The sequence below is a fragment of the Pseudomonas putida genome, assembly GCF_002741075.1.
GTDB classification, from domain to species: domain Bacteria; phylum Pseudomonadota; class Gammaproteobacteria; order Pseudomonadales; family Pseudomonadaceae; genus Aquipseudomonas; species Aquipseudomonas putida_T.
Genome location: NZ_CP016634.1, coordinates 2885133 through 2900892, shown reverse-complemented (window position 1 = coordinate 2900892; position 15760 = coordinate 2885133). Strand labels below are relative to the sequence as shown.

Annotated in this window: 11 protein-coding genes and 1 pseudogene; 7 read left to right on the top strand and 5 right to left on the bottom strand. The window is 59.7% G+C overall.

What is annotated here, in order from left to right:
* Nucleotides 1–122: 122 nt before the first annotated feature.
* The gene (gene algW, locus IEC33019_RS13490) at nucleotides 123–1283 is read right to left on the bottom strand and encodes a Do family serine endopeptidase AlgW (protein ID WP_070092316.1); all 1161 of its coding nucleotides are present in this window, start codon (nucleotides 1281–1283) and stop codon (nucleotides 123–125) included.
* A gap of 309 nt (nucleotides 1284–1592) precedes the next feature.
* Here algW and IEC33019_RS13485 point away from each other — a divergent pair, with 309 nt between their 5' ends.
* From IEC33019_RS13485 to cysN, 3 genes are all read left to right on the top strand, one after another.
* On the top strand, nucleotides 1593–2351 hold the full coding sequence (locus tag IEC33019_RS13485; RefSeq protein WP_070092317.1) for a Nif3-like dinuclear metal center hexameric protein: 759 nt from the start codon (nucleotides 1593–1595) through the stop codon (nucleotides 2349–2351).
* A gap of 243 nt (nucleotides 2352–2594) precedes the next feature.
* A complete protein-coding gene (gene cysD / locus IEC33019_RS13480) occupies nucleotides 2595–3512 on the top strand; it encodes a sulfate adenylyltransferase subunit CysD (RefSeq protein WP_023378799.1) in 918 nt (305 codons plus the stop codon).
* Between the two features lie 15 nt (nucleotides 3513–3527).
* Complete coding sequence (gene cysN, locus IEC33019_RS13475; RefSeq protein WP_070092318.1) at nucleotides 3528–5429, top strand: sulfate adenylyltransferase subunit CysN; 1902 nt, start codon at nucleotides 3528–3530, stop codon at nucleotides 5427–5429.
* A gap of 285 nt (nucleotides 5430–5714) precedes the next feature.
* Here the strand turns inward: cysN and IEC33019_RS13470 are convergent, their stop codons facing one another.
* Both IEC33019_RS13470 and IEC33019_RS13465 read right to left on the bottom strand, forming a co-directional pair.
* Nucleotides 5715–5978 (bottom strand): bacteriocin immunity protein, encoded by a 264-nt coding sequence (locus tag IEC33019_RS13470; RefSeq protein WP_043207449.1) that lies wholly within the window; start codon nucleotides 5976–5978, stop codon nucleotides 5715–5717.
* Nucleotides 5975–8323: an S-type pyocin domain-containing protein gene (locus IEC33019_RS13465; protein ID WP_099593629.1), complete on the bottom strand. Its 2349-nt coding sequence runs from the start codon at nucleotides 8321–8323 to the stop codon at nucleotides 5975–5977. The genes IEC33019_RS13470 and IEC33019_RS13465 overlap by 4 nt, the downstream gene beginning before the upstream one ends.
* A gap of 156 nt (nucleotides 8324–8479) precedes the next feature.
* Between IEC33019_RS13465 and IEC33019_RS28200 the strand changes: the two are divergent.
* Nucleotides 8480–8560 (top strand): annotated as a pseudogene (locus tag IEC33019_RS28200) (hypothetical protein); the annotation flags it as partial.
* Between the two features lie 1188 nt (nucleotides 8561–9748).
* Here the strand turns inward: IEC33019_RS28200 and IEC33019_RS13450 are convergent.
* Nucleotides 9749–10228 carry an Lrp/AsnC family transcriptional regulator gene (locus IEC33019_RS13450; RefSeq protein ID WP_070092321.1) on the bottom strand — a complete coding sequence of 160 codons (480 nt, stop codon included), beginning with the start codon at nucleotides 10226–10228 and terminating at the stop codon, nucleotides 9749–9751.
* Between the two features lie 127 nt (nucleotides 10229–10355).
* On the opposite strand from IEC33019_RS13450, the gene IEC33019_RS13445 reads away from it, so the two are divergent.
* Together IEC33019_RS13445 and mdeB are read left to right on the top strand one after the other, a co-directional pair.
* Nucleotides 10356–11552, top strand: coding sequence for a methionine gamma-lyase (locus tag IEC33019_RS13445; protein WP_070092322.1), 1197 nt, complete (start codon nucleotides 10356–10358; stop codon nucleotides 11550–11552).
* Nucleotides 11553–11701: 149 nt separating this feature from the next.
* Nucleotides 11702–14383 (top strand): alpha-ketoglutarate dehydrogenase, encoded by a 2682-nt coding sequence (mdeB, locus tag IEC33019_RS13440; RefSeq protein WP_372340665.1) that lies wholly within the window; start codon nucleotides 11702–11704, stop codon nucleotides 14381–14383.
* A 147-nt stretch (nucleotides 14384–14530) separates the two neighbouring features.
* Here mdeB and IEC33019_RS13435 read toward each other — a convergent pair whose 3' ends face one another.
* Nucleotides 14531–14968: a YhcB family protein gene (locus IEC33019_RS13435; protein WP_070092323.1), complete on the bottom strand. Its 438-nt coding sequence runs from the start codon at nucleotides 14966–14968 to the stop codon at nucleotides 14531–14533.
* A 135-nt stretch (nucleotides 14969–15103) separates the two neighbouring features.
* On the opposite strand from IEC33019_RS13435, the gene IEC33019_RS13430 reads away from it, so the two are divergent.
* A complete protein-coding gene (locus IEC33019_RS13430) occupies nucleotides 15104–15739 on the top strand; it encodes an alpha/beta hydrolase (protein WP_070092324.1) in 636 nt (211 codons plus the stop codon).
* Nucleotides 15740–15760 lie beyond the last annotated feature (21 nt).

The window sequence follows — 15760 nt, the reverse complement described above, 5'->3', positions numbered from 1 at the left end:
AGAACACCGCTGTACCTGTGGGAGCGGCGGTTCGGCGCACCGATTCACCCGCGAAGCAGGCGACGGGTTGGCTCGCTGTCTCTATAAACCCGCTTCACAGGGCGGCAAGGCTGCCCCTTTCGTTACTTTTCTTCTTGGGCGGCGGCCGGTGCTGGTGGCGGTCGCAGCCCTACCTCAGCGATCAGCTTGAGCGGTTGCCCGTTGCGCATCACCTCGATGGTGATCTTCTCGTTGGGCTTGATCCGCGCCACCTGGTTCATCGACTTGCGACCGTCACCGGCCGGTTCGCCATTGATGCTCATGATCACATCGCCCAGTTGCAGGCCGGCACGTTGGGCTGGGCCATCGCGGAAGATACCCGCCACGACGATGCCCGGACGGCCCTGCATGCCATAGGATTCGGCCAGTTCCTGGCTCAGCGGCTGCACCTCGATGCCCAGCCAGCCACGAATCACCTGGCCGTGCTCGACGATCGATTTCATCACCTCCAGCGCCAGCTTGACCGGAATGGCGAAGCCGATGCCCTGGGAGCCGCCGGACTTGGAGAAGATCGCGGTGTTGATGCCGATCAGGTTGCCGTTGGCGTCGACCAGCGCGCCACCGGAGTTGCCGGGGTTGATCGCCGCGTCGGTCTGGATGAAGTCTTCGTAGTTGTTCAGGCCCAGCTGGTTGCGGCCGGTGGCGCTGATGATGCCCATGGTCACGGTCTGGCCGACGCCGAAGGGGTTGCCGATGGCCAGGGACACGTCGCCGATGTGGATATTGTCAGAGCGGCCGATGGTGATCGCCGGCAGTTTCTTCAGGTCGATCTTCAGCACCGCGAGGTCGGTTTCCGGGTCGCTGCCGATGACCCGGGCCAGGGTTTCGCGACCGTCCTTGAGCGCTACCACGATCTGGTCGGCGCCACTGGTCACGTGGTTGTTGGTCAGCAGGTAGCCTTCGGGGCTCATGATCACCGCCGACCCCAGGCTGGACTCCCAGCGCCGCTGCTTGGGCAGGTTGTCACCGAAGAAGCGGCGGAACTGCGGGTCTTCGAACAGTGGGTGAGCGCTCTTGTTGACCACCTTGGTGGTGTACAGGTTGGCCACCGCTGGCGCGGCCAGGGTCACGGCGTCGGCATAGGACACCGGACCCTGCACGATCCGCGTGGTCTGTGGGGCCTGCTGCAGGTTGACATCCTGGCTGGGCAGACCGACCCACTGAGGGAAGCGCTGGATGATCAGCAGGGCGACCAGCACACCGGTAAGCAGGGGCCAGCCAAAATAACGCAGAGCCTTGAGCATCGAATGAATCCTGGGAGTAGGGCAGGGGCCAGTTGGCTACGCAGCAGGGGTGCGAGCGCGCGCGATCATACACGTGAAACAGCCGATCAGGCGACGGTCTTGACCGCGGCGCAGCGTACGCGGGTAAGCCCGCTTCCACAGGGTTGTCGTCAGGTCCTGTGAGGAGCGGCTTTACCCGTGAGTGGCAGCGCCACGAGCTTGCCCCCGGGCGACTGCCGCCGGTTTCCCCGAAGCCGGCGACGGCCCATAATGGCGGCCATTATACGGGCGTTGCGCCCGCCGAACGTGCAGATTTCGAGGAGATTTTCCATGGCCGTCGCCCTGAACACTCTGGTCGAGGAAGCCGAGCGCTACCTGGGCAGCGCGAAGATCCAGGATTACTGCCCCAATGGCCTGCAGGTCGAAGGACGCCCGCAGGTCAGCCGGATCGTCAGTGGCGTCACCGCCAGCCAGGCATTGCTGGATGCGGCCGTGGAGGCCGAGGCCGACCTGGTGCTGGTGCACCACGGTTACTTCTGGAAAGGCGAGAACCCCTGCATCACGGGCATGAAGCAGCGCCGTATCAAAACCCTGCTCAAGCATGACATCAGCCTGCTGGCCTATCACTTGCCGCTGGATGTGCACCCTGAGGTGGGCAACAACGTGCAATTGGCCCGCCAGTTGGACATCACCGTCGAGGGCCCACTGGACCCGCTGAACCCCAAGGTGGTCGGCCTGGTGGGATCCCTGGCCGAGCCGATGTCGGCGCGCGATTTCGCCCGCCGGGTGCAGGAGGTGATGGGCCGTGAGCCGCTGGTGATCGAGGGCGAGCAACTGGTGCGCCGGGTCGGTTGGTGCACGGGCGGCGGGCAAGGCTACATCGATACCGCTATCGCGGCTGGCGTGGACCTGTTCCTCAGTGGCGAGGCGTCCGAGCAGACTTTCCACAGCGCCCGGGAGAACGGCATCAGCTTCATCGCCGCCGGGCACCATGCTACCGAGCGTTACGGCGTGCAGGCGCTGGGCGACTACCTGGCGCGGCGCTTTGCGGTGGAGCACCTGTTCATCGACTGTCCCAATCCCATCTGACCGAGGCCGCTCCCACAAGCGTCAGCATCAGCCTGAAGATCGAGACAAGACAGTGGCTCCCACGGAAGATCGCCGCCCCCGAGGGAAGCGACCTGGCGGCCTCGATTCACCCCAAACCCGCAGTCATATCGTTAGATTCTTTCGGTCTAGTCAGCCTCCTAAATAGAATCAGGCGCTGTGATACAGTTCCTCGCTCGAACACGGCCCGCAGGCCGTCCATAAGATCGTTTTTCGTGAGTAGCCATGGTCGACAAACTGACGCACTTGAAACAGCTGGAGGCGGAGAGCATCCACATCATCCGCGAGGTGGCCGCCGAGTTCGACAACCCGGTGATGCTGTACTCGATCGGCAAGGACTCCGCCGTGATGCTGCACCTGGCGCGCAAGGCCTTCTTCCCAGGCAAGCTGCCGTTCCCGGTGATGCACGTCGACACCCAGTGGAAATTCCAGGAGATGTACCGCTTCCGCGACAAGATGGTCGAGGAGATGGGCCTGGAGCTGATCACCCACGTCAACCCTGAAGGTGTGGCGCAGGGCATCAACCCGTTCACCCATGGCAGCTCCAAGCACACCGACATCATGAAGACCCAGGGCCTGAAGCAGGCGCTGGACAAGCACGGCTTCGACGCTGCCTTCGGTGGTGCTCGCCGCGACGAAGAGAAATCGCGGGCCAAGGAGCGCGTGTACTCGTTCCGTGACAGCAAGCACCGCTGGGACCCGAAGAACCAGCGCCCGGAACTGTGGAACGTGTACAACGGCAAGGTCAACAAGGGCGAGTCGATCCGCGTCTTCCCGCTGTCGAACTGGACCGAGCTGGACATCTGGCAGTACATCTACCTCGAAGGCATCCCGATCGTGCCGCTGTACTTCGCCGCCGAGCGTGAAGTCATCGAGAAGAACGGCACCCTGATCATGATCGACGACGAGCGCATCCTCGAGCATCTCACCGATGAAGAGAAAGCGCGCATCGTCAAGAAGAAGGTGCGTTTCCGTACCCTCGGCTGCTACCCGTTGACGGGTGCTGTCGAGTCGGAAGCCGAGACCCTGACGGACATCATCCAGGAAATGCTCCTGACCCGTACGTCCGAGCGCCAGGGCCGCGTCATCGACCACGATGGTGCAGGCTCGATGGAAGACAAAAAACGCCAAGGCTACTTCTAATTTCAGGGTTTCATCATGTCGCACCAATCTGATCTGATCAGCGAGGACATCCTCGCCTACCTGGCCCAGCACGAGCGCAAGGAACTGCTGCGCTTTTTGACCTGCGGCAACGTCGACGACGGCAAGAGCACCCTGATCGGGCGCCTGCTGCATGACTCCAAGATGATCTACGAGGACCACCTCGAGGCCATCACCCGTGACTCGAAGAAAGTCGGCACCACCGGTGAGGAAGTGGACCTGGCGCTGCTGGTCGACGGCCTGCAGGCCGAGCGTGAGCAGGGCATCACCATCGATGTCGCCTACCGCTATTTCTCCACCGCCAAGCGCAAGTTCATCATCGCCGACACCCCGGGTCACGAGCAGTACACCCGCAATATGGCGACCGGCGCGTCCACCTGCGACCTGGCGATCATCCTGGTCGATGCCCGCTACGGTGTGCAGACCCAGACCCGCCGCCACAGCTACATTGCCTCGTTGCTGGGCATCAAGCACATCGTGGTCGCGGTCAACAAGATGGACCTCAAGGGCTTCGATCAGGACGTCTTCGAATCGATCAAGGCCGACTACCTGAAGTTCGCCGAAGCCATCAACCTGACCCCGAGCAGCCTGCACTTCGTGCCGATGTCGGCGCTCAAGGGCGATAACGTGGTCAACCACAGCGAGCGTTCGCCGTGGTACGCCGGCCCGACGCTGATGGAAATCCTCGAAACCGTCGAAGTGTCGGCCGACCGCAACTTCACCGACCTGCGCTTCCCGGTGCAGTACGTCAACCGTCCGAACCTGAACTTCCGTGGCTTCGCCGGCACCATCGCCAGCGGCGTGGTGCACAAGGGCGACGAAATCGTCGTGCTGCCGTCGGGCAAGAGCAGCCGGGTCAAGTCCATCGTCACCTTCGAAGGTGAACTGGAAAACGCAGGCCCTGGCCAGGCCGTCACCCTGACCATGGAAGACGAGATCGACATCTCCCGTGGCGACCTGCTGGTGCATGCCGACAACGTTCCGCCGGTTACCGACCAGTTCGACGCCATGCTGGTATGGATGGCCGAGGAGCCGATGCTCCCGGGCAAGAAGTACGACATCAAGCGCGCCACCAGCTATGTGCCGGGCTCGATCGCCAGCATCACCCACAAGGTCGATGTGAACACCCTGGAGCAAGGCGCTGCCAGTGCCCTGCAATTGAACGAGATCGGTCGGGTCAAGGTCAGCCTCGATGCCGCCATCGCCCTGGACGGCTATGACAGCAACCGCACCACCGGCGCGTTCATCGTCATCGACCGCCTGACCAACGGCACCGTCGGCGCCGGCATGATCATCGCCCCGCCGGTCCTGCCGCACGGCAGCACTGGTCAGCATGGCAAACTCGCCCACGTTTCCACCGAAGAGCGTGCCCTGCGCTTCGGCCAGCAGCCAGCCACCGTGCTGTTCAGCGGCCTCTCCGGCGCGGGCAAGAGCACCTTGGCCTATGCCGTTGAACGCAAGCTGTTCGACATGGGCCGTGCGGTCTATGTGCTCGATGGCCAGAACCTGCGTCATGACCTTAACAAAGGCCTGCCACAGGACCGCGCCGGTCGCACTGAGAACTGGCGTCGCGCCGCCCACGTGGCGCGTCAGTTCAACGAAGCCGGCATGTTGACCCTGGCTGCCTTCGTGGCCCCGGACGCCGAAGGCCGCGAGCAGGCCAAGGCGCTGATCGGCAAGGAGCGCCTGGTCACCGTCTACGTCCAGGCCTCGCCGATCGCTTGTCGCGAACGCGACCCACAGGGCCTGTACGCTGCGGGCGGCGACAACATCCCGGGCGAAAGCTTCCCGTACGATGTGCCGCTGGACGCGGACCTGGTGATCGACACCCAGACCACCAGCGTTGAAGACGGCGTCAAGCAGGTGCTGGATGTGCTGCGTCAGCGCGGCGCGATCTGATCCGCTTGCCATAAACAGAAAACCCCGCTTCGGCGGGGTTTTTTGTTTATGGCACCTGACTAGTTGCGCAACAGACGCCGGGTCTGTTTTTCGGTCCTGATCATTTCCAGGTGCCGGTCATAATCGCTGCGTTTCACGCACGCTGGGCTGTAGGGGGACATGTCGCAGTTGAAGTGTTGATCTGAGCTGTCTGGCACCAGGTAGGGGCTGCCGGCACTACAGGCTGATAGGAGTAGGAGGCCGGTGAGCGCTGACGTTTCATAAGGGGCCTTGACTGGCCCAATTTTATGAAGCTCTGAAGCCGTCCTTGCCATTTGCCAAGCGCCACTCTTTGACAATTCGAACAATTTGCTCTGGCTTTCCTAATTCAGCCGTTTCTGGCCAGAAAATTAGATCAGTCCCCAGCGGGTGTTCGGTAATGTTTTCAAAATGATCCAGTAATGGGTCCAGTATTTCATCAGGGCTGGATCCGTTTGTCTCGAATATTAATTTTAAAAAGTCGAGGAACTCTGATTCAGTATAGTCAGAAATTTTGCTTTTCTCTTTCATGGCTGCTCTCCGTAATGAATTTGTAAGTGAGCTTTTGGGGTGACGACTCGAATATTGTCATGGTCGTAGACCGCACCGCCTGCTGAAACAGGAATGTGATGATGAAGTACAAAAGTAGACTGTGACTTGTGCCGATCAATACTTTGTACTTTTGGAGCTAGCCCTGATGCCATGCGCTTCAGGTTGGCTTCGGAGAACTGGGCGGAAAGTTGATTGTCTTGTGCCACCGCTTTCCAAATATCCTCTCGGAATTCTTTCATGTCTCGCACCGCTTTACCCGATAGCGCCTTTGAAATCTCCGATGGGATAGGCGCTCCTGAGCTACGCGCTTGATCTCCAAGCCAGACACCGGAGGTGGGCAAGCCTTGCCCATAATGTTCCCCCGGATCCAGGCGAGGATCTTTGAATATCACCAGTATCGGTGGCAAACCCGAATCAGCCGGAAAGGTAACGATCAGCCGTTCTTGATCCAGCAGATCCAACGCAGGATAGCCCTGTTGCTCCGTCTTGACCGGATTCAAGCTGCTGCCGGTGTAGACGACAGTGCCGGGCGGGATGGGTGGCAGGCTGGTGGAGCTCCCATGTTCGCTACCTGGTGCGTTGGCGGGCGTCCAAGTAAGAATGCGCTGCGGGTTGTCCAGTGCCAGGCTGTATACTTGGCGTTGGCTGTCGAACGTGGCGGCGCGAACAGGAACCGCCCGACCTCCGGGGGTGAGGTACAGATCTAGTTCGGCCCCGCTCCCGCTGCTTGCGATCAGATAGGGCAGGTCGATACTTTCCGATTTCAGAGCCAGGGCTGCTAAGTCTGGTCTGTCAGGTGTAGAAAGGTCTGTGAGAGGGACGCTGACCAGGTAGCGCCGTTCGCTGTTTCCCAATGTCGAAGGCCAAGCCAGAAACAGAGTGCCAACAAGGATGTTACCGACCACTGGCGCTGCAATGCGGGCCAAACCAGTCACGGCCTCCTGTATGGCGTTTTGCAGTGCAATGTAGGCTGTTTGTGGAATCGCGAAGGTGGCTGCACCGATAGGAAGCGCCGGCGGTAAGGAGACCGAAGCGCCTTCCAGCGCGATGAAACTGATCTGTTGGCGTTCAGCTTCAGCCCTCTGCTGAGCTTCTTTTGCTTTGCGTTCAGCCTCGGTTTTTTGGCGCGCGAGCTCTTCGGCTTTGCGCGCTGCGTCCGCTTTTTGCTGAGCCAACTCTTTGGCTTTGCGTTCAGCTTCTGCTTTTTTGCGAGCCGCTTCCTGCGCGTTGGCGGCGGTTCGCTGTTGCTCCACTCGTTTTGCACGGGCATTCAGTCCGGAAAATGCCGTCAGTGTGTCGTTCAGTATCCGAGCAGACTCCTTGTTGAGCAGTGACTTGTGATAGTCGAGCCAACGTGGCCCGACACCTTTGAGCTGTTGATGTTGGATCAGGCTATCAAGTGCTTCCAGCTCAGCGCTTGTCAGAGGTGCCTTAATGTTGGGATTGGCCTTGAGATAAGGGGTTATCGCTTTAGCCCTATTAGCAGCCAACGTCCGTAGTGCTTGTTCATAGTAGGCCAACGTTTGTACCGAGTTTTGTTGGCTTGCCTTCGGAGATGCCTTCAGTAAATCATTTTGTAAGAAGCCAGGGAGGGCCTGGAAATGAAATATTTGTTCGATCCGGATGGCGTCTGCTTTTTCATCGAGGGTTTTTATTGTTAGGGCGTAATCAAGGTGGGCAAGATTTTCAGTGGTTTCCAACGCTTTCGCTGTAGCATGAAGGTGCGGGCGGATGGCTTCGAATATTCGGTCAATTATTTTTCGCTCATGGGCGGATTGTAAAGAGGTTTCGTATCCCAAGAATGCCGCATCTAGTTTGTTTTTCTTCAGGAGCTTCGTGCCTTTGGAAATAAAATAGATTGGGGGTTTGTAGAAGATGCTGCTACCCCAGAATGAAAGCTCTCTTTCAAGGTGGGTGGTGTATTCGCTTCGTTTGCTGTGGATGAGTTCAAATAATCCATGCTGTTCGGCTTTGGCTTTGATGTAAGGAGTGGCGCCTTTTGAAATATGGCGATTTTTTGCTTCGTTTATTTCGATCTCTATTGTTTTGGAAAGCGCTTTGTAGCGAGGTGCCATTTTTTTATCGATATCAGCATTGATGCCTTTTAGTTCGTCAAATAATATAGTGTTCCATCCAGGTATGATGTCATGACGCGGGCGTTGAGACCCTTGCCCCTCTCCCCTACGTGGGCCTTCGTTCAGTCCCCAGCCACCCGAGCCGCTTCCACCGCCACCTATGCCACCTGTAAATGGCTTGTCGCGATAAGCATTGATATAGAGGCCTTCATCTAGATAATAAGTGCTTCCGATTTTTTGTGGGGCCATGAGCCTCTCCAAGTTGAACGGTCATGGCGATTATTGAGAATTGGCTGAGAGGATTCTGTCGGGTATATAGCAGGGCTGTGAACGAAGGTGCGGTAAGCGCTGTAGGAGCACATTGTAGGATTCATATGTACCTTCTAACTATGGAGCTACACCCTGGGGAAAAGTTTTCCATACGATGTGCCGCTGGATGCGGACTTGGTGATCGATACCCAAACCACCAGTTTGGAGGGGCGTTAGATGTTGGATATACTGCGTCATTACGGCACAGTTCGATTCTCGACTATTGCGAATTAAAAAACCGCCTTTGGACGGTTTTTTAATTCGTGGCGTCAGACTAGTTGCGCAACAGACGCCGGGTCTGTTTTTCAGTCCTGATCATTTCCAGGTGCCGGTCATAATCGCTGCGTTGCACGCACGCTGGGCTGTAGGGGGACATGTCGCAGTTGAAGTGTTGATCTGAGCTGTCTGGCACCAGGTAGGGGCCGCCGGCACTACAGGCTGATAGCAGCAGGAGGCCGGTGAGAAGTGATTGTTTCAAGAGGCCTAGGGCTGGGGTTGCTTGATCCATCGAAAGTGTTCCTGATAGTCCATCTGCCGTTTGCAGTCTTGCTGGATAGGATCTATGTCGCATCGGAAATGAACCGCTTATCGGTCGGGGAAGAATAAAGGCATGTCGCTATTGCAACCTGCTAGAAAGATCGCTGATAGAACGGTCAGCTCTTTAATGGTTGAGTAGGGTAAATCGGGCATTGATTATTCTTTTGTGGTGAGCGTGTTTTGGATTTCTAAGTCTGGCAAGGATTTTTGGTAAACGCTGGGCGCTATATTGTGCGATGCCTCGGCTGCGGCCGTAGGGAGATTCTGGTGGCTATAGAAGGAAGACTTCTGGTTTGCTTGCGCTTTGCAAAGCTGCTGGGTTTATTGACGTGGGTTGGAGCTGCTGCGGCTGCGCTTCAGGTCGGGAAGTTTAATGGATTTAATTTTTCGGCTTTTGAATCAGTTTGTAATGCTCTTGATGATCTATTCCTCTTTCGCAACCTTGCCGATAGGGGTCCATGTCACATTTGAATTTTATTTCTTGTCTATCAGGGATCCACATCCAGTCGTTGCCGCACCCGGAAAGAAAAAACATGATCGTAAGGTTGAGTCGTTCCATGGTGTGCTCGCGCATCTAGGGGGGTATTATTTTCACCGTGAACCCTCTTGCGGGATACTTCGCTTTTTCACAAGTTCAAGTAGGAAGCTCCCCTCGTTAGTGGGAGACGAGTCTTACATGGAGCGTTGCGCTCTATAGATTTCAGCGATCAATAGGAGGGCGGCTGCGTGCTTTCATGGGGCATAGATGAATCGGCCGGATGAAAACATGCGCAAGTTAGTCGTTGTGGTGTCGGGTGGAGTCGCTGGGTATGAGGGTTGTGAGCTATTTCATATGTGTTTTTCCGACACCGGAATCACTCGCCGTTCTTTCACCGCCTTGTACGAAAAGCTCGAATAGATCTCCTTCACTCCCGGCAAACGCTGCAACACCTCCCGGGTAAATTCCCCGAACGATTCCAGGTCCCGCGCAAGGATCTCCAGCAAGAAATCGTAGCGCCCGGAAATGTTGTGGCAGGCGACGATCTCGGGGATCTCCAGCAGCTTCCTTTCGAAGGCCAGAGCCATTTCCTTGGTGTGCGAATCCATCATGATGCTCACGAAGGCGGTCACGCCAAAGCCCAGCGACTTGGGCGAGAGGATGGCTTGATAGCCGGTGATGTAGCCGTTGTCCTCCAGCAGCTTGACGCGCCGCCAGCAGGGCGAGGTGGTCAGGGATACTTGGTCGGCGAGTTCGGCGACGGTGAGGCGGGCGTTGTCCTGCAAGGCCGCGAGCAGGGCACGGTCGGTGCGGTCGAGGGTTGAAGGCATGATTTGCCCTCCTGATGTTTGTTTTGTTGTTTTTGTGCCAAAAGATATGCGTATGCGTGGGCGATTTTGGAAAATTACCCGCGACGCGGTGGCATAAGCTTATAACAAACCACCAGAGGCTGTTGCCATGCGCGACTCCAATAACAACACCGGTTTTTCCACGCGGGCCATCCATCATGGCTATGACCCGCTTTCCCACGGCGGCGCGCTGGTGCCGCCGGTGTATCAGACCGCCACCTATGCCTTCCCGACCGTCGAGTACGGCGCCGCCTGTTTTGCAGGTGAGGAGAGTGGGCATTTCTACAGCCGCATTTCCAACCCGACCCTGGCCTTGCTCGAACAACGCATGGCATCGCTCGAAGGTGGCGAAGCTGGGCTGGCGTTGGCTTCGGGCATGGGGGCCATCACCTCGACGCTATGGACGCTGCTACGACCGGGCGATGAACTGATCGTCGGGCGTACCCTGTATGGCTGCACCTTCGCCTATCTGCACCATGGCATCGGCGAGTTCGGGGTCAAGATCCTGCACGTTGACCTCAACGACGAAAAAGCGCTGAAGGCGGCCATCACGCCAAAGACCCGGATGATCTACTTCGAAAGCCCGGCCAACCCCAACATGCACTTGGTCGATATCGCGGCCGTCGCGCAGGCGGTGGGCGGTCGCGACATCCACATCGTGGTGGACAATACTTATTGCACGCCCTACCTGCAGCGCCCGCTGGAGCTGGGTGCCGACTTGGTGGTGCACTCGGCCACCAAGTACCTCAGTGGTCATGGCGATATCACCGCGGGTCTGGTGGTCGGGCGCAAGGCGTTGATCGACCGCATCCGCCTGGAGGGCCTCAAGGACATGACCGGTGCGGTGCTCTCGCCTCACGATGCCTCGCTGCTGATGCGTGGCATGAAGACCCTGGCCCTGCGCATGGAGCGCCACTGCAGCAATGCCCAGCAGTTGGCCGAATACCTGGCGCGTCAGCCCCAGGTGGAATTGATTCACTATCCGGGCCTGCCGAGTTTTGCCCAGCATGCGTTGGCCCAGCGGCAGATGCGTCTGCCGGGCGGGATGATCGCGTTCGAACTCAAGGGCGGGATCGAGGCGGGGCGGCGGTTCATGAATGCCCTGCAGCTGTTCAGCCGGGCGGTGAGCCTGGGTGATGCCGAGTCGCTGGCCCAGCACCCGGCGAGCATGACTCACTCGAGCTACACGCCGCAGGAGCGTGCCCACCATGGCATCTCTGAAGGCTTGGTACGGCTGTCGGTGGGGCTGGAGGACATCGATGACCTGATGGCCGATATCGCCCAGGCATTGAAGGCCTGCGCCTGAAACGGCGTCAGAATCTGTGGGGTTAACGGACTTGCTCCGCGCGCAAACCCACAGACACCGCGATATTTCTGAGAGCAGCGTAAAACCTGTGGGAGCGGGTTTACCCGCGAATCGTGCCCGGAACATGAAGGATAAGCCCGATGGTGGCGATGATGAATCCGAACGAGCCATTGACGGCCCAAGATACTGACCTGGACAGTGACCCGGCTGAAACCCGCGAATGGTGCGAAGCGCTCGAATCGGCCTTGGCCCATTGCGGGCCAGCCCGAGCGCGCTATTTATTGCAGCGCCTGCAAAGCCATGCCCTGGAATTAGGGCTGGCGCGTGATGCCCTGCCATTTTCTGCCTACCGCAACACCTTGTCGGTGGAGCAGCAAGGCGCCTATCCGGGCGATCTGGAGATGGATGAGCGCATCACCGGCATCCTGCGCTGGAACGCCCTGGCCATGGTGGTGCGGGCCAATCACGCCTATGGCGATCTGGGCGGGCATATCGCCAGCTATGCCTCGGCGGCGGAGATCTTCGAGGTGGGCTTCCAGCACTTTTTCCGTGGAGAGAGCGGTGGCGAGCGACGCTCGGCCGACCTGGTGTTCTTCCAGCCCCATTCCGCCCCGGGTATCTATGCCCGGGCGTTTCTCGAAGGGCGCTTGAGCGAGGCGCAACTGGCCAGCTATCGCCAGGAAGTCGCCGGCAATGGCCTGTGCTCTTATCCACACCCGTGGTTGATGCCCGACTTCTGGCAGTTTCCGACCGGCTCCATGGGGATTGGCCCGCTCAACGCCATCTACCAGGCGCGCTTCATGCGCTATTTACAGCATCGCGGCGTCCTCGAGACTGATTCACGGCATGTCTGGGGCGTGTTCGGCGATGGCGAGATGGATGAGCCAGAATCCACGGCGGGCCTGACCCTGGCGGCGCGCGAAGGGTTGGACAACCTGACGTTCATCGTCAACTGCAACCTGCAACGCCTGGATGGCCCGGTGCGTGGCAATGGGCAGATCATCCAGGAACTCGAGGCGTTGTTCAGCGGCGCAGGCTGGAACGTGATCAAGGTGCTCTGGGGTTCGGAGTGGGATGCCCTGTTCGCTCGCGACCACGAGCATGTGCTGCTGCGTCAGTTGGCGGCGACGCCAGACGGGCAGTTCCAGACCCTTGGTGCCAAGGATGGCACCTACAACCTCGAGCACTTTTTCAACCAGCAGCCGGCGCTGCGACGTCTGGTGGCGCACATGAGCTCCGACGAAATCAACGCCCTCAAGCGGGGTGGTCACGATTTTCGCAAACTGCACGCGGCCTATGCCGCGGCCAAGGCCTGCAAGGGGCGGCCGACGGTGATCCTGGCCAAGACCAAGAAGGGCTATGGCATGAGCAGCGCCGGCGAATCGCGGATGACCGCGCACCAGGCCAAGAAGCTCGATGTCCAGGCGCTGCTGGCGTTCCGTGATCGCTTCCATTTGCCCCTATCGGACGACGCCGTGGAGCAACTGCGCTTCTATCGGCCTGCCGAGGACAGCCCGGAAATGCGTTACCTGCGCAAACAACGGGCGGCATTGGGCGGGACGTTGCCGGTGCGGCGCAGCGACTGTCGTCGCCTGGCGCTGCCGGATCTGGAAACCTTCGGCGGTTTCGCCCTGCATGCCGCGGACAAGGAAATGTCCACCACCATGGCTGCCGTGCGGCTGCTCGGGCATTGGTTAAAGGCGCCGGAGCTGGGGCCGCGGGTGGTGCCGATCGTCGCCGATGAGGCGCGTACCTTCGGCATGGCCAGTTTGTTCAGGCAGATCGGAATCTATTCGTCCTGCGGGCAGCGCTACGAGCCTGAGGATGCCGGGTCCCTGCTCAGCTACAAAGAGGCACGGGACGGCCAACTGCTGGAGGAGGGGATCACCGAGGCTGGGGCGATTTCTTCGTGGGTGGCGGCGGCTACGTCCTACGCGGTACACGGCGAACCTATGTTGCCGGTGTACATCTATTACTCGATGTTCGGGTTCCAGCGCGTGGGCGATCTGATCTGGGCCGCTGCTGACCAGCGCGCCCGTGGCCTGCTGCTGGGCGCCACGGCCGGGCGTACCACCTTGGGCGGCGAAGGGTTGCAGCACCAGGACGGCTCCAGCCTGGTGATGGCGGCGCTGGTGCCCAATTGCCGGGCGTGGGATCCGTGTTTTGCCGGCGAATTGGCGGTCATACTCGATCACGCGGCCCGGCGCATGCTGGTGGAGCAGTGCGACGAGTTCCACTACGTGGCAGTGATGAACGAAAACTATCCACAGCCTTCGCTGCCCGACGCCGTACGGGGCGATGTGCTGCGCGGCATGTACCGTTTCGCCAGGCAGCAAGCCCTGCAGCCACGTGCCAAAGTGCGGTTGCTCGGCGCCGGGGCGATTCTGCGTGAAGTGATCGCTGCCAGCGAGCTGCTTGCCACCGAATGGCAGGTGGACAGCGACGTCTTCAGTGTCACCAGTTTCAGCGAACTGGCGCGTGAGGCACGGGACACGCAACGGGCGGCAATCCAGGGGCGTGAGGCGAGCAGCTATGTGAGCCAGTGCCTGGCCGGTGATGATCCGGTGGTCGCCGCCAGCGACTATGCCCGGGCCTGGCCGCAACTGATCGCCGAATATGTGCAGGCGCCTTACATGACACTGGGCACTGATGGTTTCGGGCGCAGCGATACACGTCAGCAGTTGCGGCGCTTCTTCGAGGTGGATCGGTACAGTGTGGTGATGGCGGCGCTGTACAGCCTGATGAGGCAAGGGCGGTTGGGCGAGGAGGTGTTGGGGCAGGCGAGGGCACGGTATGAAATCGCTGACGGTGTGGCCCCTTGGTGTCGATGAGCGGCGGGCTGGCAAGGGCTTGTGGTTGAAGGCAAGCTCATTTCATCCTGGGGCTGCTTTGCAGCTTCGCCAGCTCCTACGGGCATTGCCCAGGTCTTCCCTGGCGAACGCCCACAAAAAAGGCCTCTTGCGAGGCCTTTTTGATGTTCAGCGCTTGAGGCCGTAGCTCTCGTCGAGCATGCCCGGCGAGTTCGGCGTCTTCGGCGCGTAGTCGCGAGGCACTTCGGCGGTGTCCTTGGGCGGGGTCAGGCGATCACGTGGGCCCTGGGCCGCTTCGGAATGCAGGGCGGCCAGCAGGCGTTGGCGGGTCACGTCGTCGAGGGCCAGGCGGTTGGCACCGTCGGCGAGGTGGTCCTGGACGTCCTGGTAGCTCTGGGTCAGTTTCTTGACCAGCGAAGCGGTGCTGTTGAAGTGGGTGACCACTTCGTTCTGGTAGCTATCGAAGCGCTGCTGGATGTCATCCAGCTGACGTTGGGTGCTGCTGGGCGCTGCGTTGGGCAGCAGACGGGCAACGACGAAGCCCACCACCACGCCGACGACGAGGGCCAGGGTCGGCAACAACCAAACAAGGAGCGAGAGTTCCACGAGTCCTTCCTCTATAAACGGCTTTGCTTTACGTTAACGGCTCAGACCTGCGCTGTATACCGCGAGCGATCGCAAATCAGAACAGAATTCTTCAGCTAGACGAGTCGACCTTCACCGAGGTCACGGAGTAGTGCCTTGCTTATCCGCGAAACCCCCTTGTTCATCAATGGCCCATGCGGCCAGCTGGAAGCCTTGTACCTGGATGTGGCCGATGCCCGTGGTGCGGTGCTGATCTGCCATCCCAATCCGGTCCAGGGTGGCACCATGCTCAACAAGGTGGTCTCGACCCTGCAGCGTACCGCCCGTGACGCAGGTTACATCACCTTGCGTTTCAACTACCGTGGCGTGGGCCAGAGCGCCGGCACCCATGACATGGGCGCAGGTGAAGTCGACGATGCCCAGGCGGCTGCGGCCTGGCTGCGGGCCAAGCATCCTGAGCTGCCGCTGGTGCTGATGGGCTTCTCCTTCGGTGGATTCGTCGCGGCCAGCCTGGCGGGGCGCCTGGAGGCTGCCGATGTGACGTTGCAGCACCTGTTCATGATCGCCCCGGCGGTGATGCGCCTGAGCGAGCAGTTCCCGCTGGCCCAGCGTTGCCCGTTGACCGTGGTGCAGCCGGACACCGATGAGGTCGTCGATCCCCAACTGGTGTATGACTGGTCCGACAACCTGCCGCGCCCCCATGAGCTGCTGAAAGTGGCAGAATGCGGACACTTTTTCCATGGCAAGCTGACCGATCTGAAGGATCTGGTGCTGCCGCGTCTTTCGAACTGAGCCAAGCCTGATCAAGCGAAC